The sequence below is a fragment of the Streptomyces sp. TRM68416 genome (assembly GCF_014596915.1).
Classification (GTDB): Bacteria; Actinomycetota; Actinomycetes; order Streptomycetales; family Streptomycetaceae; genus Streptomyces.
This window is the reverse complement of sequence record NZ_JACVWU010000030.1, coordinates 39118-56933: the sequence shown is the minus strand read 5'-3', so window position 1 is coordinate 56933 and position 17816 is coordinate 39118. Positions and strand designations below refer to the sequence as shown.

General features: G+C 72.0%; 17 protein-coding genes and 2 pseudogenes. 13 read left to right on the top strand and 6 right to left on the bottom strand.

Going from position 1 to position 17816, the window contains the following annotated elements:
- The first annotated feature begins 25 nt into the window (after positions 1-25).
- The 4 genes from ICC28_RS34855 (at position 26) to ICC28_RS34840 (ending at position 5899) form a co-directional block, all read left to right on the top strand.
- The gene (locus tag ICC28_RS34855; protein ID WP_188292816.1) at positions 26-2950 is read left to right on the top strand and encodes a glycosyl hydrolase family 95 catalytic domain-containing protein; all 2925 of its coding nucleotides are present in this window, start codon (positions 26-28) and stop codon (positions 2948-2950) included.
- On the top strand, positions 2947-4266 hold the full coding sequence (locus ICC28_RS34850) for a ricin-type beta-trefoil lectin domain protein (RefSeq protein ID WP_223190308.1): 1320 nt from the start codon (positions 2947-2949) through the stop codon (positions 4264-4266). Before ICC28_RS34855 ends, ICC28_RS34850 begins: the two co-directional genes overlap by 4 nt.
- Positions 4267-4549: 283 nt before the next feature.
- On the top strand, positions 4550-4768 hold the full coding sequence (locus ICC28_RS34845; protein ID WP_317454149.1) for a DUF2568 domain-containing protein: 219 nt from the start codon (positions 4550-4552) through the stop codon (positions 4766-4768).
- A 165-nt stretch (positions 4769-4933) separates the two neighbouring features.
- On the top strand, positions 4934-5899 hold the full coding sequence (locus ICC28_RS34840) for a TauD/TfdA dioxygenase family protein (RefSeq protein ID WP_188292813.1): 966 nt from the start codon (positions 4934-4936) through the stop codon (positions 5897-5899).
- Positions 5900-5939: 40 nt separating this feature from the next.
- On the opposite strand, the pseudogene ICC28_RS34835 reads toward ICC28_RS34840, so the two are convergent.
- Positions 5940-6589, bottom strand: a pseudogene (locus ICC28_RS34835) (LLM class flavin-dependent oxidoreductase); the annotation flags it as partial.
- A gap of 46 nt (positions 6590-6635) precedes the next feature.
- A complete protein-coding gene (locus ICC28_RS34830; RefSeq protein WP_188292812.1) occupies positions 6636-8135 on the bottom strand; it encodes a metallophosphoesterase family protein in 1500 nt (499 codons plus the stop codon).
- A 137-nt stretch (positions 8136-8272) separates the two neighbouring features.
- Between ICC28_RS34830 and ICC28_RS34825 the strand changes: the two genes are divergently transcribed.
- The 7 genes from ICC28_RS34825 to ICC28_RS34795 all read left to right on the top strand — a co-directional run bounded on the left by ICC28_RS34825 (position 8273) and on the right by ICC28_RS34795 (position 12652).
- The gene (locus ICC28_RS34825) at positions 8273-8632 is read left to right on the top strand and encodes a zinc ribbon domain-containing protein YjdM (protein ID WP_223190304.1); all 360 of its coding nucleotides are present in this window, start codon (positions 8273-8275) and stop codon (positions 8630-8632) included.
- A gap of 158 nt (positions 8633-8790) precedes the next feature.
- Positions 8791-9132, top strand: a complete 342-nt coding sequence (locus ICC28_RS34820) for an ArsR/SmtB family transcription factor (RefSeq protein WP_188292811.1) — start codon at positions 8791-8793, stop codon at positions 9130-9132.
- The gene (locus ICC28_RS34815) at positions 9129-10841 is read left to right on the top strand and encodes a SulP family inorganic anion transporter (protein ID WP_188292810.1); all 1713 of its coding nucleotides are present in this window, start codon (positions 9129-9131) and stop codon (positions 10839-10841) included. The genes ICC28_RS34820 and ICC28_RS34815 overlap by 4 nt, the downstream gene beginning before the upstream one ends.
- On the top strand, positions 10838-11245 hold the full coding sequence (locus ICC28_RS34810) for a pyridoxamine 5'-phosphate oxidase family protein (protein WP_188292809.1): 408 nt from the start codon (positions 10838-10840) through the stop codon (positions 11243-11245). Before ICC28_RS34815 ends, ICC28_RS34810 begins: the two co-directional genes overlap by 4 nt.
- The gene (locus ICC28_RS34805; protein ID WP_188292808.1) at positions 11245-11697 is read left to right on the top strand and encodes an ATP-binding protein; all 453 of its coding nucleotides are present in this window, start codon (positions 11245-11247) and stop codon (positions 11695-11697) included. The genes ICC28_RS34810 and ICC28_RS34805 overlap by 1 nt, the downstream gene beginning before the upstream one ends.
- A gap of 86 nt (positions 11698-11783) precedes the next feature.
- Positions 11784-12185: an STAS domain-containing protein gene (locus ICC28_RS34800; RefSeq protein WP_188292807.1), complete on the top strand. Its 402-nt coding sequence runs from the start codon at positions 11784-11786 to the stop codon at positions 12183-12185.
- A 116-nt stretch (positions 12186-12301) separates the two neighbouring features.
- Complete coding sequence (locus ICC28_RS34795) at positions 12302-12652, top strand: ArsR/SmtB family transcription factor (RefSeq protein WP_188292806.1); 351 nt, start codon at positions 12302-12304, stop codon at positions 12650-12652.
- A 29-nt stretch (positions 12653-12681) separates the two neighbouring features.
- Here ICC28_RS34795 and ICC28_RS34790 read toward each other — a convergent pair whose 3' ends face one another.
- The 3 genes from ICC28_RS34790 to ICC28_RS34780 form a co-directional block, all read right to left on the bottom strand.
- On the bottom strand, positions 12682-13563 hold the full coding sequence (locus ICC28_RS34790; protein ID WP_188292805.1) for an MHYT domain-containing protein: 882 nt from the start codon (positions 13561-13563) through the stop codon (positions 12682-12684).
- 164 nt (positions 13564-13727) lie between these two features.
- A complete protein-coding gene (locus ICC28_RS34785; protein ID WP_188292804.1) occupies positions 13728-14483 on the bottom strand; it encodes a dienelactone hydrolase family protein in 756 nt (251 codons plus the stop codon).
- 73 nt (positions 14484-14556) lie between these two features.
- Positions 14557-15177, bottom strand: a complete 621-nt coding sequence (locus tag ICC28_RS34780; protein WP_188292803.1) for an L-threonylcarbamoyladenylate synthase — start codon at positions 15175-15177, stop codon at positions 14557-14559.
- Between the two features lie 95 nt (positions 15178-15272).
- Between ICC28_RS34780 and ICC28_RS34775 the strand changes: the two are divergent.
- A pseudogene (locus ICC28_RS34775) lies at positions 15273-15407 on the top strand (MerR family DNA-binding transcriptional regulator); the annotation flags it as partial.
- A gap of 134 nt (positions 15408-15541) precedes the next feature.
- Here ICC28_RS34775 and ICC28_RS34770 read toward each other — a convergent pair.
- The gene (locus ICC28_RS34770; protein WP_188292801.1) at positions 15542-15697 is read right to left on the bottom strand and encodes a hypothetical protein; all 156 of its coding nucleotides are present in this window, start codon (positions 15695-15697) and stop codon (positions 15542-15544) included.
- Positions 15698-16193: 496 nt separating this feature from the next.
- On the opposite strand from ICC28_RS34770, the gene ICC28_RS34760 reads away from it, so the two are divergent.
- Positions 16194-17738, top strand: coding sequence for a helix-turn-helix domain-containing protein (locus ICC28_RS34760; RefSeq protein ID WP_188292800.1), 1545 nt, complete (start codon positions 16194-16196; stop codon positions 17736-17738).
- Positions 17739-17816: the final 78 nt, after the last annotated feature.

Sequence of the window (17816 nt, the reverse complement as noted above, 5' to 3'; positions counted from 1 at the left end):
CTCCAGTCCGTGAAGGGAGTACGACATGTCCGAGGTGACACGCAGACGGTTCCTCGCCGCCGGGGCGGCTGCCGGGGCAGGGATCGTGTCGGGTGGGTGGACGGCCGTGGCCAGGGCCGACTCGGCCGCGCCGCCGGAGGTCCTGGCCGCCGACGACCTCGCCCTGTGGTACGACAAGCCGGCCGGCGCGGACTGGCTGCGGGCACTGCCGATCGGCAACGGACGCCTCGGCGCGATGGTGTTCGGCAACGTCGACACCGAACGGCTGCAGCTCAACGAGGACACCGTCTGGGCCGGCGGTCCGTACGACTCCGCCAACCCCCGCGGCGCGGCCAACATCGCGGAGATCCGGCGGCGGGTCTTCGCGGATCAGTGGGGGCCGGCGCAGGACCTGATCAACCAGACGATGCTGGGCAACCCCGCCGGACAGCTGGCCTACCAGCCGGTCGGAAACCTCCGGCTCTCCTTCGGCAGCGCCACCGGTGCGTCGCAGTACAACCGGACGCTCGACCTGACCACCGCCACGGCCACCACGACCTACGTGCTGAACGGCGTGCGGTACCAGCGTGAGGTGTTCGCCAGCGCACCCGACCAGGTGATCGCGGTCCGGCTGACGGCCGACCGGGCCAACTCCCTCACCTTCACCGCAGCATTCGACAGTCCACAACGGACCACGGTGTCCAGCCCGGACGGGGCCACGATCGCCCTCGACGGCATCTCCGGCACCATGGAGGGCATCACCGGACGGGTCCGGTTCCTCGCCCTGGCCCACGCCGCCGTGACGGGCGGCACGGTCAGCAGCTCGGGCGGCACGCTGCGGGTCTCCGGCGCCACCGGCGTGACGTTGCTGGTGTCGATCGGCTCCAGCTACGTCAACTTCCGCAACGTCGACGGCGACTACCAGGGGATCGCGCGCAGCCGTCTCAACGCCGCCCGCAACGTCGGCATCGACGGACTGCGCAGCCGGCATCTCGCCGACTACCAGGCCCTGTTCAACCGGGTGTCGGTCGATCTGGGACGTACGGCGGCGGCCGACCAGCCGACCGACGTACGGATCGCACAGCACGCGCAGGTGAACGACCCGCAGTTCTCCGCCCTGTTGTTCCAGTTCGGCCGGTATCTGCTCATCTCGTCCTCGCGGCCGGGCACCCAGCCGGCGAACCTGCAGGGCATCTGGAACGACCAGATGGCTCCGGCCTGGGACTCGAAGTACACCATCAACGCCAACCTGCCGATGAACTACTGGCCCGCCGACACGACGAACCTCTGCGAGTGCTTCCGCCCGGTCTTCGACATGATCAACGACCTGGCCGTGACCGGCGCCCGGGTGGCCCAGGCGCAGTACGGCGCCGGCGGCTGGGTGACGCACCACAACACCGACGCGTGGCGGGGCGCCTCGGTCGTCGACGGAGCGCAGTGGGGGATGTGGCAGACCGGTGGCGCGTGGCTGGCCACCCTGATCTGGGACCACTACCTGTTCACCGGGGACATCGACTTCCTCCGCTCCCGCTATCCGGCCATGAAGGGCGCCGCCCAGTTCTTCCTCGACACCCTGGTCGTCCATCCGACGCTCGGGCACCTGGTCACCAACCCGTCGAACTCTCCGGAGCTCCCTCACCACGCGAACGTCACCGTCTGCGCGGGCCCCACCATGGACAACCAGATCCTGCGCGACCTCTTCAACGGCGTCGCCCGCGCCGGCGAAGTCCTCGGCGTGGACGCCGGCTTCCGCGCTCAGGCACTGGCGGCCCGGGACCGGCTGGCGCCGATGCGGGTCGGCTCCCGGGGCAACATCCAGGAGTGGCTGGCCGACTGGGTGGAGACCGAGCGGAACCACCGGCACGTCTCCCACCTGTACGGTCTGCATCCGAGCAACCAGATCACCAAGCGCGGGACACCCCAGTTGCACGAGGCCGCGCGGCGGACGCTGGAGCTGCGCGGCGACGACGGGACGGGATGGTCACTCGCCTGGAAGATCAACTTCTGGGCGCGGATGGAGGACGGCGCCCGGGCCCACAAGCTGATCCGGGACCTGGTGCGGACGGACCGGCTCGCGCCCAACATGTTCGACCTGCACCCGCCCTTCCAGATCGACGGCAACTTCGGCGCCACCTCGGGTATCGCGGAGATGCTGGTGCAGAGCCACAACGGCGAACTGCACGTGCTGCCGGCGCTGCCGGCCGCCTGGCCCACCGGGCGCGTGAGCGGACTGCGCGGCCGCGGCGGATACACCGTCGGCGCCGAATGGAGCAGCGGCCGGACCGAGTGCGTCGTCACCCCCGACCGGACCGGTGCCGTCCGGGTGCGCAGCCGGATCTTCGCCGGCGACTTCACGCTGAAGGACGACGCGAGCGGCGAGCCCGTCCAGTCGAGGCGGCTGGAGGCCGATCTCGTCGAGTTCGCCGGCCAGGCCGGCCGCACCTACCGCGCGTCCGCACTCAGGTCGGGGTCGCCGGTGGAGGCCGGCGTGGCCTATCGGCTGGTGGCCCGGCACAGTGGCAAGGCCGCCGACATCAACGGCGCGTCCACGGCCGCCGGTGCCCGGCTGATCCAGTGGCAGATCACCGCCGGCCTCAACCAGCACTTCGAGTTCCTGCCCTCCGACGGCGGGCACTACAAGATCCGGGTTGGGCACAGCGGCCTGTTCCTGCACGTCGCCGGTAGCAGCAGCGGCGCCGACGTCACCCAGCAGCCGGACAGCGACGTCGCCGCCCAGCAGTGGCGGACGGTCGACCACGGCGGTGGCGTGATCAGTCTGGTCAACCGGCAGAGCGGCCTCGCCCTGGACGTGTGGGAGGCCTCCACCGCCGACGGAGCCCGCATCTCCCAGTGGGCAGCCACCGGCAGCACCAACCAGCGATTCCAACTCGACCGCATCCAGCCCCAGGGCGAACTGCGGCCCGACCGACCAGCCAGAGCCATGTCACCGAGCGACGAGGGAGTCGCATGATGTCGATCCGCAGACGGTTGTCCGGGCGAGCAGTGTTCGTGGTACTGCTCGTTCTGGCCATGGTCGGCGTGGCAGGAGTGAGCGTTGCCGCCGGCCCGCCGCCCACCGCCGAGGGCACACTTGCGGGGACCGCCGGATGCGGACGTGCCCCCACACTGACGAACGGTACGCACACGATTCAAAGCGGCGGCAAGAGCCGTTCCTTCATCCTGAGCATCCCGGAGAACTACGACAACACCCGCCAGCACCGACTGGTCTTCGGATTCCACTGGCTGGGCGGCACCGCCGGGCAGGTCGCCGGCGGCGGAAGCGATGGCGAGGTCTATGCCCACTACGGACTCCGGCGACTGGCGAACAACAGCGCGATCTTCGTGGCGCCGCAGGGCCTCAACAACGGCTGGGGCAACTCCGGCGGCGAGGACGTGACCTTCGTCGACGACATGATCAGGCGTATCGACAACGATCTCTGCGTCGACACCACGCAGCGCTTCGCCCTCGGGTTCAGCTACGGCGGAGCCATGAGCTACGCACTGGCGTGTGCCAGGCCGGACGTCTTCCGTGCGGTCGCCGCGATAGCCGCGCCCGGGGGGATCAGCGGGTGCAGCGGGGGCACCCAGCCCTTCGCGTACATGGGAATCCACGGCATCAACGACAACATCGGCGCCGGTCGAGGGATGCGGGACAGGTTCGTCAGGAACAACGGCTGCACTCCGCAGAACCCGCCGGAGCCCGCGCCGGGCAGCCGCACCCACATCACCACCGCCTACTCGGGCTGCCGCGAGGGGTATCCGGTCGTCTGGGCCGCGTTCGACGGAGGCCACCAGCAAGGCCCCGTGGACGGGTGCGCGGGCTGCGAGAGCGGCGCCAGGAGCTGGGTCAAGGAAGAGGTCTGGAGCTTCTTCACGGGTACCGGCCCGAACCCGACCCCCCCGAACCCGACCGCATTCCGGCTGCGGAGCCAGTCCGCCGACCGATGCCTGGACGTCAGCGGCGCCAACTCGTCCAACGGCGCCCAGATGATCATCTGGGACTGCCACACCGGCGCCAACCAGCAGTTCACCCGGACCGGACAGACCCTGCGGGTGATGGGCAGATGCCTGGAGGTGCCGAGCAACGCCGCCTCCGGTACCCGAGCACGGATCTGGGACTGCACCGGCGGCGCGAACCAGCAATGGAATGTGAACACCGACGGAACCGTCAGCCACGTCCAGACCGGCCTCTGCCTGGACGTCAACGGCGGCAGCACCGCCAACGGCACTGAGGTGATCGTGTGGAGCTGCCACACCGGTGCCAACCAACGCTGGGCCCGGGCGTAAACAGGGGAGATGAAGGTGGCCGCAGTGCTCGCGGCCGCCTTCATGTCCCCCCCCCCAACGGCGACCTGCGGTCGGGCCCGGCTGTCCTCTCCGGTTGAGGCCGCGGATGCTCCGGATACGACCGGCAAGTGACCGACCGTCAGACCACCCGGGTTCAGGTCCTCGGCCCTTGTGGAGGGTTCCCGGATGGGGAACGATGCCTCGCCGTCTGGAGCCGGCGCAAAGTACCCCTCCGTGGCACTGGCTGATGGTCGTGGCACTACCCCGTTGCCGTGGGCTGCGTGTGGGGTTCCTTCACCGCGCCGGACGACCGTCCAAGGGCGAGAGCGATGTCCGCACCCCCGGACCATTGCGCCCGCTCCTCGAACTCGCTGTCTTCTTCGGCGCGGTGGCTGCGTTCTACCTCGCCGACCTGTGCCGCGCGGCCCGCTGGCTCCTTGTGATCATGGTCGGCTACCAGGTCCTCGCCTACGACAGGATCGGCCGGCTGCTCACCCACTGAGCGGCCACCGCCTCCGATGCGTTCCCGCCGTCGGCCAGATATGCGCTGGTGGGCTACCCCTCCAACCGAGCCACGCCCAAGGGGTTTACGGCACGGCCCGGTCGCCACCGGCGCCGACGGCTGTCACGATCTCGGGGAACCGGACGGACGACCCACGGAGCACGCATGACGACGGACAGGGGCACGGTGGAGGAGCGCACGGGGATCGAGGTGCGGCCGGTCGCCGGTCACATCGGGGCCGAGATCGGCGGCGTGGATCTGGCGGGCGACCTCGACGACTCGGTGATCGCGGCCATCAGGGCGGCGGTGCTGCGCTGGAAGGTGGTGTTCTTCCGCGGGCAACGGCTGGACCACGCCGGGCACGTGGCGTTCGCGCGCCGGTTCGGTGAGCCGGTCGTCCTGCCCCGCCGCGGGAAGGCGTCGCCGCCGGACTTCCCGGAGGTGGAGACGACCGCGGACCGCCTGGAACTGGGCGGCCGGTTCGGCATGGGCCACGACGAGTGGCTGCAACGCCGCCGCCACACCCTGCTGCGCGGCTGGCACTGCGACCACGGTGCCCGCGTCGACCCGCCCGCCGCGACGATCCTGCGCGCCGAGACCGTCCCGCCCTACGGCGGCGACACCACCTGGTCCAACCTCGCCGCCGCCTACGCCGGACTCTCCGCACCCGTACGGCAGTTCGTGGACGGTCTCAGGGCCGAACACCGCCTCGGCGTCGGCTACCAGTCACGCCCCGGCGACGACGCCTACGTCCGCCACCTCCTCGACCACCAGGTCGCCACCCTGCATCCCCTGGTCCGGGTCCACCCCGAGACGGGCGAGCGGATCCTCTACGTCAACGGCTACTACGTCGAGCAGATCGCCGACGTCTCCCGCGCCGAGAGCCAGGCCCTGCTCGACATGCTGCTGGAGCAGGCCGTACGGCCCGAGTACACCGTCCGCTTCCGCTGGGAGCCCGGCAGCGTCGCCTTCTGGGACAACCGCGCCACCATCCACCTGGCCCCCGGCGACACCGCCCACCTCGACTTCCCGCGCACCATGCACCGCGTGATGCTCACCGGCGACGTACCGGTCGGACCGGACGGCAGGCCGTCGGAGCCGATCGTCGGCACACAGCCCGGCCGCTGGTGACCTCAACAGGCCTCCGTCCCCGCCTCCGCCTCTGCCCCCGCCCCGGCCGCCGGCCCAGCGCCGGGCCGAGCACCGTCGCCATGTCGGTGAGGATCTGCACGTAGTCCTCGTGCGCGAAGGTGAACGGCAGCGCGAACGCCACCTCGTCCCACCTCGCGGAACGCGGCGTGCGCGTGCAACCGTTCGGCGATCTCCTCGGAGAGGGGACAGCTGGATCTCCGCGAAGCCGTAACGCCCCTCGGCGCCCTCCGCCTTGACGACGCTGCTGGTCAGGAAGTTCATGCCGTGCTCACCGGACCACCGCGCGGAGTTGAGACCGGTGCCGCCGTACCACAGGCGGCGGCCCAGGCCGGGGGAGTGCGACTGGACGCGGTCCGAGCTGTACTCGATGTGCGGCTGCCGCCGCGCGGCCTCGAAGCCGTCCGCGCCGCTGACGTCCGTGGCGGGCTCGCCCCGTACCAGGTCCAGCAGCCGCCGCACCCGCTCGTAGCCGAAGTCCTCGGCGTCCGCGGTGTCCGGATAGAGGGCGTCCTTGACCCGGTCGAAGTGCCTCGGTGGTCCGGCGCTCACCCCCGGGTTGAGCCGGCCGCCGGACAGGATGCCGACGGTCGCCAGGTCCTCGGCCAGCCGCAGCGGGTTCTCCCGGCCGAGCGGGGTCGCGGAGTCGCCGACACGCCGCCTCCAACGTTCAGGGGGCAACACCGGTGGCGACCACGTCCCGGCCGGTGCGGTTCCGTCATACCAGGGGAATGGTGACCTCGTCCTCGACGGGCGGGTCGACCTCCTGGGCGCGGTTGCCGGTGGCCGCGTAGCAGCGCAGCCGGACCGCCTCCGGTGAGACGTCCACGCGCAGGAAGCACTTGAAGAAGGGCGGGCTGTACGTGGCCGAGCTCGGCGAGAACAACTGGGTGTAGATCTTGCGCACCGGCAGCCGGAAGCGGGCCTTGCGGCCGGGCCGTCGGCCGGTGCCGAGCAGGCTCGCGACCAGCCGGGTGCGGCGGGTGATCCGGGTCGCGCCGGGGGCGCGGCCGGGCCGGATGCCGAGGCGCTCGGCGATGACGGCGGTGGCCTCGTCCTCGGTGAGCGTGAAGAAGCGGCGCAGCCGCAGCCGGCGTCCGTACAGCCTGCTGTAGAAGGCCAGGGAGTCGCCGCGCAGCGGGTAGCAGCGGAAGTCGTCCTCGGTGACGTCCGCCACGTCGACCCGCGGAATGGTGTGCGTGGCGTGCATGAAGGCGCCGCCTCCGCCGCAGACGACGTACTGGATGGTGCGGCCTTCGACCCGCACCGGATAGCGCTGGTAGTTGTGGATGTCGCCGCCGATCGCCGCCACATAGCGGTGGGCGGGGTCGCGGACGAGGTCGTCGACCGTGCCGCCGCCCTCGATGGCGCACGGGCGGTACTCGCCGTCCACGTACAGCGGGGAACCCGTGATGAGGATCTTCGGGCGCGGATCCAGGGAGACCTCGCGCAGCCACGCGCCCTGCTCGGCGTCGAGGGTGCCCAGCAGCCCGGTGTCGATGGCGACGATCCGCACCGGCCCGGCGTCGACGGCCCAGTACGGGCCGGGCTGGACGGCCTGCTGGGCGGGTTCCGACCGCAGCCGCCGGGCCTCGGCGAGCCGCCCGCCGTCCCCGTCCCGCGGCCGGTGCCACAGCAGGGAGCGCAGCCAGGCCCGGGTGAGGGGGCGCGGCTTCGCCTCGGGCGGCAGCGGCGGGGCGTCGCCGCAGAAGACGCGCATGAACGCGCCGAGGTCCTCGTACCAGTCGTGGTTGCCGGGTATCGCGTAGATCGGCGCCCGGTAGTCCCGGTACGGGCGGAAGAACTTGCCGTCGTAGTCGTCGGCGCTGCCCACCGGGTAGATCACGTCGCTGGCGAGCACCGCGAAGCTGGTGTCCCGACCCGCCTTCAACAAGCCTGGTACGACGGCGTACTGGGGCTCGTCGCCCTCGCCGGTGTCGCCGATGACGAGGAAGGAGAACCGGTCGGCCTCCGCACGCCGGATCACCTTGTCCGCCGGCGCGCCCGCGGCGGCGCGCTGGGCCACCCAGCGGCTGCGGGTCCGCCCCGTGGGGTCCCCGAACCAGGAGGCCAGCACGCCGTTGCGGGCGGCCCACAGCATTCTCGGATCGAGCCAGGAGATCTTCTGGACCTCGGTGGGCATCAGCCGCCGGTACGCACCGGGTTCTGCGGAACCCCAGCCGGCGCCTTCGGCGGTGTCGCGTGAAGAGTCGGGCATCGCTGCACCGTAACAATGATCTACGAACGCAGGGAGGGCGGGAGTGCCGTACAGGGCAAAGGAGTTGGGGCGCGAGGGGCCCACCCCCGGCGCCCGGGGTGCGTCCCGGTCCTCCGGGCGCTGGGTACGCTGGCCGGATGATCGAGAATCCTCCCCCCTGTCCGAAGTGCTCCTGTGAGTACACCTACGAGATGAACGCCCTGGTGGTCTGCCCCGAGTGCGGCCACGAATGGGTACCCGCCGACAGCGCCGCCGACGGCGGGGGCGACGCCGGCGAGCGCGTCGTGAAGGACTCCGTGGGCAATGTGCTCCAGGACGGCGACAGCGTGGTCGTCGTCAAGGCGCTGAAGGTCAAGGGCAGCCCCTCGGGGATCAAGGCCGGCACCAAGGTGCGCAACATCCGGCTGGTCGACGGCGTCGACGGGCACGACATCGACTGCAAGGTCGACGGCTTCGGGGCGATGCAGCTGAAGTCCAGCGTGGTCAAGAAGGCCTGACCCCCCTCCCGACGGGAACGCCAGGGACATCACGTGATGCGGAATTGCAAAATTTCGCAATTGATTAGATGCTGTGATGGCTGTGCTCGTAGGTAGCCGCGGGCACAGCCACCACCACAGCCACTCCCGGGTGGGGCTCGCAGGGAAACCGAGGGATCGTGTCCGTTCCGCTGTACCAGGCCAAGGCCGAGTTCTTCCGGATGCTCGGGCATCCGGTGCGGATCCGGGTGCTGGAACTCCTCCAGGACGGCCCGATGCCGGTACGGGACCTGCTGGCGGCCATCGAGGTCGAGCCCTCCGGACTGTCCCAGCAACTGGCCGTGCTGCGGCGCTCGGGGATCGTCACCGCGACCCGCGAGGGCTCCACCGTCGTGTACGAACTGGCCGGCGGCGACGTCGCCGACCTGATGAAGGCCGCACGCCGCATCCTGACCGAGATGCTGTCCGGACGCGGCGAACTCCTCGACGAGCTGCGGGGAACCGAGGGCACCCGGCGATGAGCGGCACGCTCGCCCGCGTCACCTCGCTGCTGCCCACCCGCGCCGATCTGGCGGAGACGCGCCGCGACCCCCGCCGGGACCTGCTGGCCGGGCTCACCGTGGCGATCGTGGCACTCCCGCTCGCCCTCGGCTTCGGCGTCTCCTCCGGCCTCGGCGCGGAGGCCGGACTGGCCACCGCCGTGATCGCCGGCGCGCTCGCGGCGCTCTTCGGCGGATCGAATCTGCAGGTGTCCGGGCCCACCGGCGCCATGACCGTCGTCCTCGTGCCGATCGTCGGCCAGTACGGGCCGGGCGGGGTGCTGACCGTGGGGCTGATGGCCGGCGTGATGCTGGTGGCGCTGGCCGCGCTGAAGGCCGGCCGGTACATGCGCTACATCCCCGCACCCGTGGTGGAGGGCTTCACGCTCGGCATCGCCTGCGTGATCGGCCTGCAGCAGATCCCGAGCGCCCTCGGCGTGCCCAAGCCCGAGGGCGACCACGTCCTGGCGGTGACCTGGCGGGCGTTCGAGGAGTTCGCCGAGGCCCCGAACGGGACCGCCCTCGGCCTCGCGATCGCGGTGGCCGCCGTCATGCTGGCCGGCGCCCGATGGCGGCCGACCGTGCCGTTCTCCGTCCTGGCCGTGATCGCAGCGACGGTCGTCACACAGGCCGTCGGGCTGGACGCGGCGAAGCCGATCGGCGACCTGCCCTCCGGCCTGCCCGCCCCCTCCCTGTCCTTCCTCGACCTCGGCTCGCTCGGCACCCTCCTCGCCCCGGCCGTGGCGGTCGCCGCCCTCGCCGCCCTGGAATCCCTGCTCTCGGCGTCGGTCGCCGACGGCATGACCGTCGGCCAGCAGCACGACCCGGACCGCGAACTGTTCGGCCAGGGCCTCGCCAACATCGCCGCCCCGCTCTTCGGCGGCGTCCCCGCGACCGGCGCCATCGCCCGCACCGCGGTCAACGTCCGCGCCGGCGCGAGCTCCCGGCTCGCCGCCCTCACCCACGCCGCGGTACTCGCCGTGATCGTCTTTGCGGCGGCACCCCTGGTCTCGAAGATCCCGCTCGCCGCCCTCGCCGGTGTCCTGCTCGCCACCGCCATCCGCATGGTCGAGGTCGGCTCGCTGCGGGCCATGGCCAAGGCCACCCGCTCCGACGCCCTGATCCTCGTCCTCACCGCCGCCGCGACCCTCGTCCTCGACCTCGTGTACGCCGTCGTCATCGGCCTGGCCGTCGCGGGCGCCCTCGCCCTGCGGGCCGTCGCCAAGCAGGCCCGCCTCGACCAGGTGCCGCTCGACCGCGGCGACCACACCGCCGAGGAACACGCGCTGCTGGCCGAGCACATCCTGGCCTACCGCATCGACGGCCCGCTGTTCTTCGCCGCCGCCCACCGCTTCCTGCTGGAGCTGACCGACGTCACCGACGTCCGCGTGGTGATCCTGCGGATGTCTCGCGTGTCCACCATGGACGCCACGGGCGCCCTCGTCCTCAAGGACGCCGTGGAGAAGCTGGGGCGGCGCGGCATCCTCGTCCTCGCCTCCGGCATACGCCCCGGCCAGCTCCAGGTCCTCGACTCCGTCGGCGCACTGGAGCCGCTGCGCCACGACGGCCGCACCTACGACAGCACCCCCGAGGCGATCCGGGCCGCCCGCGACCACCTGGAGACGGCCGGCCTCCTGCGCGCCCGCCCCGCCCCGAAACCCCGACCCGCCGGTGAGGAAGTCCCGCAATGAGCGCTGCCCCCACGTCCCTGCGCATGGTCGAGGTCTCCGGCGCGGAGGCACTGTGGCTGCTGGAGGGCACCAGCCTGGGCCGCCTGGTGTACGCGCAGCGCAACGGGACCGCGGTCCGGCCCGGCCGACACGTGTGGGAGTACGGCACCCTGGTCGTCCGCGCCCCCGCCCCGGCCGCGTCGGTGCGGGCGACGGCGGCCTACCACGTGGACGAGATCCGGGCCGTACCCGGCACCGGCTGGACGGTCACCGTCTCCGGCCCGGCCGAGGCGATCACGGATCCCGACGAGGCCGCCCACTACCGGCGCTCCCTCAGCGGCTGGACCCACGGCCCGCACGACACCCTGCTGCGTCTGCACCCCCAGAGCGTCACCGGCTTCCGCCTCGCCCGAACGGAGGCGTGATGACCGCGCACGGCGAAGTCCTGACCCGTCGGCACGTGCTCACGCTGCCCACCGAACCGTCCGCCGTACGGATCGCCCGCGAGACGGCCGAGCACGCCCTGGCCGAATGGGGGATCGGCCTGAGCCACCCCACGGTGGGCCCGGCCCTGCTGATCCTCGGCGAACTCGTCACCAACAGCGTCCGGCACGCGGCCGCCGTCTCCCCGCAGATGACCGTGGTCTACGCGGCGGGCTCGGACTGCCTGGCCCTCGCCGTGCACGACCGGCACCCGTACCAGCCCCCGCTGCGCTGCATGCTCACCGGCGACGGCGGTCTCGGCACCGTCATGGAACTCGTCCTCGCCCTGAGCGGTACGGCGGTGGTCCGGGCCGACGCCGACGGCGGGGGCAAGAGCATCTGGATCACCCTTCCCCTCCGAACGACCGCCGGACGACCTCTGAGCAACGGCTGAACGACGACTGAACGACCCCTGAACGCCCCCTGCACACCTGAACGCCCCCTGGGCGACCGCAGCACCGTAGAAGGAAGCACACCCGCATGACCATCGACTGGCGCTACACCGTCGAGGAGAACCTCGGCATCCTCTCCGTCGCCGGTTACCTCGGCCCCGACGCGGCCCGCCGGTTCACCGGCGCGGTCGGCTGGGCCCTGGGACGCGGCACCGGACCGGTGATCGTCGACCTGACCGAGCTGCGCGGCTGGTCCGCCGAGGGGCAGATGGCGATCGCCGAGGCCGCGCACCGGCTGCTGGAGGCGGGCCGCGGCCTGGAGCTGGCGGCCATCCCCGCCGACGGTTCCCTCGTCCCGACCGGCGACGGCCCGCCGATCCCCGTCCACGCCGACCTGCCGACCGCACGCGCGGCGCACGGCACGGGCCGCACGGAGTCCGCGGCGGGCCGCCACGAGTGGCGCACCACCGGATGGGCCGTCGAGGACTGACCTCCGCCCCCACGGCACCGGCGCACCCCCTCCCACGCGCATGACCTCGGGAATTGCTAAGGTCGGCAACTCCTGGAGGAGGCCGTCACGGTGGTGTCGGGAAGGGGGAGGGCACGATGAGTACGCCGCTGTACCAACTGAAGGCGGAGTTCTTCAAGACGCTCGGCCATCCGGCCCGGATCCGGGTCCTGGAACTGCTGAGCGAACGCGAGCACTCGGTCGCCGAGATGCTGCCCGAGGTCGGCATCGAACCCGCGCACCTCTCCCAGCAGTTGGCCGTGCTGCGCCGCGCGAACCTGGTGGTCACCCGCAAGGAGGGCTCGACCGTCCACTACTCGCTCACCAGCCCGCACGTCGCCGAACTGCTCCGTGTCGCCCGCACCATCCTCTCCGGCGTCCTGGCAGGCCAGGCCGAACTGCTCGCCGACCTGAAGGCGGCGCAAGGGGAGAGGGGGCCGTCGGCGTAACCGCCCTTCGCGGGGGTCCACGCCGTGCCTCACCACTCGCGGGTGCGTGCCGCGTCCTCCGGCGGCCCCGGCTGTTGCCAGCGCGGACCGGCGGCCGAGGAGCGGGCGTCGAAGAGGGAACCGGCGGCCGGTTCGACGGATTTCGCGCGTGGGCCCGAGGGCCGGTTCCACTCGCCGTCGCCGAGCACCAGCAGCGGGTCGAACATGACCACGACCCCGGCCAGCAGAAGGAAGATCACCGGCCCCAGGAGCATGGGCAGCAGCAGGGAGGTGGGCGATTCGCCCGACCAGGCACCGCCGGTCGCGCTGTGCACATGTACGTTGACGGCGGCCATACCGGTGTAGTGCATCCCGGACACCGCCACGCCCATGACCAGGCTGGCCCCGAGGCTCGTCAGGAAGCCGTGTACGGAGACGGCGGCCCACAGAGCGGCCGTCGCCGCGGCAACCGCGATCAGCAGGGACAGGGCGACGGTGAAGCCGTCGTAGCGGATCTCGCCGTTGAGCCGCATCGCCGCCATGCCGAGGTAGTGCATCGCCGCGACGCCGAGCCCGGTGACGGCGCCCGCCATGGTCAGCGTGACGGCTCCGGCGCCGCGGTAGCCGACCATGAACACGCCGATGCCGACCACGACGATCGCCACGGCCAGACTCAGCACCGTCAGGCTCGTGTCGTAGCGGATCCGGGTCTCCTCGACATGGAAGCCGATCATCGCGATGAAGTGCATCGTCCAGATGCCGCAGCCGATCGAGGCGGCGCCCAGCGCCAGCCAACCGGGTTTCCACGAGTGCTCGTTGATGAGGGAGCGGACGACGCACCGCAACCCCAGGGCCCCACCCAGGCAGGCCATCACATAGGCCGCCACCGGTGTCACCGCTCCGTAGCGGAACCCGTCCACCGTGCCTTGCATGCGCCAACTCCCCCCAGAGTCATCGCCAGTTGTCGTGCAAGGTCTACGGGTAATGAACGGGCAGAGCAAGCCGTTACCGCGAGTCCACAGTTAACTCTGGGGCACCGGACGTGAACTCCGGCCACCGGGCATCGCATTCCGGCCATGAGTGCAGTCGGTCTGGCTCAGAACGTGCGGCGGAGGAGATCCAGCAGCGCCGCCCAGTGCCGCTCGTCCGCCTCGCGGTCGTACGCGGAGGTGTCGGCCTGGGTGAAACCGTGGGGCGCTCCCGGGTAGACCTCGCAGCGGTGACGTACGCCCGCAGCGGTCAGGGCCTTGTCGAGGCGGTCGATCTGGTCGCGGGGGAGTGACGGGTCCCGGTCGGCGTGGCCGAAGTACACCTCCGCGGTGATCCGGTCGGCGATCAGGTGCGCGCTGTCCGGGTCCTCGGTCGCCAGGCGCCCGCCGTGGAAGCCGGCCGCGGCCGCCACCCGGTCCGGATGGGTGCCGGCGGTCAGCAGGGCCAGCCGGGCGCCCATGCAGTAGCCGGTCAGCGCGACCGGACCGTCGGCGACCAGAGGGCTGTCGGCCAGCCACCCCAGATACGCACCGGCGTCCCGCATCGCGAGCTCCGGGGTCAGCGCCCGCATGATCGGCCCGAGCCGCTCGAAGATGTCCGGACGCGCCTCCGGGTCGATGAACTCGGGCAGTTCGACCACGGGCGCACGTCCGTGGCGGTAGAAGAGGTGGGGCACCAGGACCGTGTATCCGGCCTCGGCCAACCGGTCCGCCATGGACCGCAGCCGGGGGCGCGGACCGAAGGCGTCCATGTAGAGCAGGACCCCGGGCCGCGGGTTCCCGTCGACGGGGTGGGCCAGGTACGCGTCGGCGGTGCCGTCCTCGGTGGCGATGTCGACTGCGGATCCCTGTATGGCGGTCATGACGGGTGTGCTGCCTCTCTGAGCGAAGAGTGTGCGGAAGGAACAGGTCAGGGGAGCCCTGAAACGCCCCGCCTCACTCGAATCGCGATGTGTCCCCCGCCCCCCGCCGCACGATCTCGGCCTCGCCGCCGGAGAAGTCGATGACCGTCGTCGGCTCGGTGCCGCAGTCCCCGGAGTCGACCACCGCGTCCAGCACATGGTCCAGACGGTCCTTGATCTCCCAGCCCTGGGTCATGGGCTCGTCCTCGTCGGGCAGCAGCAGCGTGCTGGACAGCAGCGGCTCGCCCAGCTCGGCCAGCAGCGCCTGCGCCACGACATGATCGGGGATGCGTACGCCCACGGTCTTCTTCTTCGGGTGCTGGAGCATGCGCGGCACCTCCCGCGTCGCGGGCAGGATGAAGGTGTAACTGCCGGGTGTACACGCCTTGATCGCGCGGAAGACGTCGTTGTCGACCCGGACGAACTGGCCGAGCTGCGCGAAGTCCTGGCAGACAAGGGTGAAATGGTGTCGGTCGTCCAGCTTGCGGATGGTGCGGATCCGGTCGATGCCGTCACGGCTGCCGAGCCGGCAGCCCAGCGCGTAACAGGAGTCCGTCGGATACGCGATGAGCGCATCGGCTCGGACGCTGTCGGCGATCTGGGAGACGATACGCGGCTGGGGGTTGTCGGGGTGCACGTCGAAGTACTTCGCCATCCGCCGAGGGTATGCCCTCTACGCCCCGCCGACGTGCAAGGCCTGCGGGTCGCCGACTTGAGTCTCCCCGCCGGGGGAGACCGGAGGGCGGGGGCATGCACGGGGACACCCTGTACTCGATCGGCGAACTCGCCCGCCGCACCGGCCTGACGGTAGAGACGGTGCGGCTCCGGTCCGACCGCGGCATCGTCAGCCCTGCCGAGCGCACCCCCGCGGGCCACCGCCGCTACGTCCCCGCACCGCCCGACGCCCCCACCGAGGAACAGGACTAGGCGTGAGCGGAGTTGGGGGCCTGTCCCTGGACCCCGTGTTCCGCGCGGCGCTCCGGGGCCTGGTGGAGGACCTCACGCACCGCACGTCCGCCTCACCGCGCCCGGACGTCGTCGTCATCGCCCACCTCCATGCGGGAGCGGCCGTGGCCGCCGGACTCGCCCGAAGCCGCCCCGTCGACGCCCTGACCGCCCACTGCGCCCACACCCTCGGCCACCCGGAACTGCGCCGACTCCTGCTGCGTCGCCACGGACCAGCCGTACTGGGCGGGCCGCGTCGGCACCGGCACGGCACACGACGGCCCGAACCCGACCTTCGCATCCCTGTTGGCCGCGCTCGCCCTCGCTCCCGAGGCCCGAGCCCGGGCGGCCGTTGCGGTCGGCGCGATCCGCACCGACGGCGCGCGGGTGGCCGCGGAGTTGCTGCTCGACGAGGCCGGCTGAGAAAAGCGCCGGACCACGGGACCTGCCGCCCGATGGTGCCGCGCCCCCCCGTCACGAGGCCCGCCACCCGATGGTGCCGGGCCCCCATCGCAAGGCTCGCCCCTCGACCGGGCCGGGCCCCGTCCTGCCTCCCCGCCCGCCCTCTCCGGGAAGGTCACCCGTACGTCCTGATCCGCCCCGCCTGACCGCCGCCGCCCTGGGCACCCGTCCCCGAAGCGAGCGTCGACGGCCGGACGGGGTCGGGTGGGGTAACGTCCCTGGCCGGTAGGTGTGGGACGAGGCGAAAGGCAAGGGAAGGCCGACGTGGCTGGCCGAGAGGGCGGGATCCGCCGGGCGGAGGCGAAGGAGCCCGACGACGGGGCATGGGCACAGGAGCTGCTGGACCTCCTGCGACCGGCCCGGCGTGACATCGGGCTGGTCGTGGCGTGGCTCGCGGACGCCGTGGACGGCACCGCGTGTCTCCAGGACGACGAGGGCACCCTGCTCGCCGGCACGCACACGCCCGTGGACAAGGGCCTCTTCGAGGACCTGGTCGGCGAGGTCGCCGCGGGCCGGATCGCCTCCGCCGCCTGGGAGGGCCAGGGCCGTCATCTGCGGCTGGTCCGCGTGGAGTACCCGGGTCCGGCGTCGGCGGGCGTGCTGACGGTCTCCCGCGCCGAGGCGTTCGACCGGCGCAGCGCCGACATCGTCAGACGCACCGTCCAGGTCCTCGAACTGCTGCTCAGCGCCCGGGAGACCACCACCGCCGGACACCGGCTGGAACGCGCCACCGCCGACCTGAGACTGGCGATCCTGCAACTGCTGATGGTGGAGGACATCATCGCCGCCCGCCGTGTCGCCGCGGGCCTGTGGCCGGGCCTGCTCGACACCGACTCCGCCTGCGTCTACGTCGTCGAGAGCAGCCCCGAGGAGCGCGACCGGCTCGCCGAGGAGTGCCTGGACGCGACGCGGGAGCAGGCGCTGGTGGTGCGCTGCCCGGCCATGGACGGACATGTGATCGTGGTGACGCCCCGGGACACCGTGGCCGGTGAACTTCGCTCCCTGATCGGCCGCCGCCCGCGGGTGTTCCTCGGCGGCAGCGCCCGGCAGCGCCTCGCCCGCACCGCCACCGCCTACGGCCAGGCCGTCAGCGCACTTGCTGTGGCGCACTTCCGACCCGACAACGCCGCCGTCTACGCCGAACGCACCCACCCGGAGCGTCTGATGGACCCCGCGGCGCTACGCGCGTGGACCGACCGGGTGCTGCGTCCCCTGGACACCCTGTCCCACCCCACCCGCGCCGAGCTGCTCGCCACCACCCGGCTGGGCCTGGAGTTCACGGCCGTCAGCGCGGCCAAGGTCCTGGGCGTCAGCCGCAACACCGTGCGCGCCCGCATGGACCGCACGGAGGCCCTGCTGGGCACGGACTTCACCGACCTCGCCGCCCGCGCCGTCGTCCACCTCGCCCTCAACGCCCAGGAAGGCCTGGAGCCCGCCCCCGCCGGCGCGGGCGGCCCGCAGAAGGATCCCGCCCGCCTCGACGACCTGCTGGCCGGGCCCGCCCTGCAGGTGTGGGCCCGTGACCTGCTGGCCCGCCTCGACGCCGACGCCCGCCCCCTGCGCCGCACCCTGCGCGCCTGGATCGCCGAGGGCGGCAACGCCGAACGGGCCGCGCAGAGCCTGGGCGTCCACGCCCAGACCGTGCGCGACCACGTCCGGGGAGCGGAGCCGGTCCTGGAACGGCAACTGCTGGCCGGAGGCAGTGATCTGTACGAGGTGGTCCTGGCCCACCTGGTGGCGGGAGACCTGGACCAGCCGGTCCTGCACCGGGCCAATCGGGAGCATTCGGACTCACTTGTGCACAGGTGAGTCCCGCGGCCCGATCAGCGGGCATCGCCGCGGTTCACAAGCCCGCCGCCGTGCACGTAAGTTCGACGAGCCGCGGGG

Excerpts from the sequence above, each read along its gene's own strand:
- ICC28_RS34850 (WP_223190308.1), top strand. The coding sequence starts at position 2,947 with ATGATGTCGATCCGCAGACGGTTGTCCGGGCGAGCAGTGTTCGTGGTA.
- ICC28_RS34825 (WP_223190304.1), top strand. The coding sequence starts at position 8,273 with ATGATCGAGAATCCTCCCCCCTGTCCGAAGTGCTCCTGTGAGTACACC.
- ICC28_RS34785 (WP_188292804.1), bottom strand. The coding sequence starts at position 14,483 with ATGACCGCCATACAGGGATCCGCAGTCGACATCGCCACCGAGGACGGC.
- ICC28_RS34780 (WP_188292803.1), bottom strand. The coding sequence starts at position 15,177 with ATGGCGAAGTACTTCGACGTGCACCCCGACAACCCCCAGCCGCGTATC.
- ICC28_RS34800 (WP_188292807.1), top strand. The coding sequence starts at position 11,784 with ATGACCATCGACTGGCGCTACACCGTCGAGGAGAACCTCGGCATCCTC.
- ICC28_RS34815 (WP_188292810.1), top strand. The coding sequence starts at position 9,129 with ATGAGCGGCACGCTCGCCCGCGTCACCTCGCTGCTGCCCACCCGCGCC.
- ICC28_RS34805 (WP_188292808.1), top strand. The coding sequence starts at position 11,245 with ATGACCGCGCACGGCGAAGTCCTGACCCGTCGGCACGTGCTCACGCTG.
- ICC28_RS34795 (WP_188292806.1), top strand. The coding sequence starts at position 12,302 with ATGAGTACGCCGCTGTACCAACTGAAGGCGGAGTTCTTCAAGACGCTC.
- ICC28_RS34790 (WP_188292805.1), bottom strand. The coding sequence starts at position 13,563 with ATGCAAGGCACGGTGGACGGGTTCCGCTACGGAGCGGTGACACCGGTG.
- ICC28_RS34810 (WP_188292809.1), top strand. The coding sequence starts at position 10,838 with ATGAGCGCTGCCCCCACGTCCCTGCGCATGGTCGAGGTCTCCGGCGCG.
- ICC28_RS34840 (WP_188292813.1), top strand. The coding sequence starts at position 4,934 with ATGACGACGGACAGGGGCACGGTGGAGGAGCGCACGGGGATCGAGGTG.
- ICC28_RS34855 (WP_188292816.1), top strand. The coding sequence starts at position 26 with ATGTCCGAGGTGACACGCAGACGGTTCCTCGCCGCCGGGGCGGCTGCC.
- ICC28_RS34830 (WP_188292812.1), bottom strand. The coding sequence starts at position 8,135 with ATGCCCGACTCTTCACGCGACACCGCCGAAGGCGCCGGCTGGGGTTCC.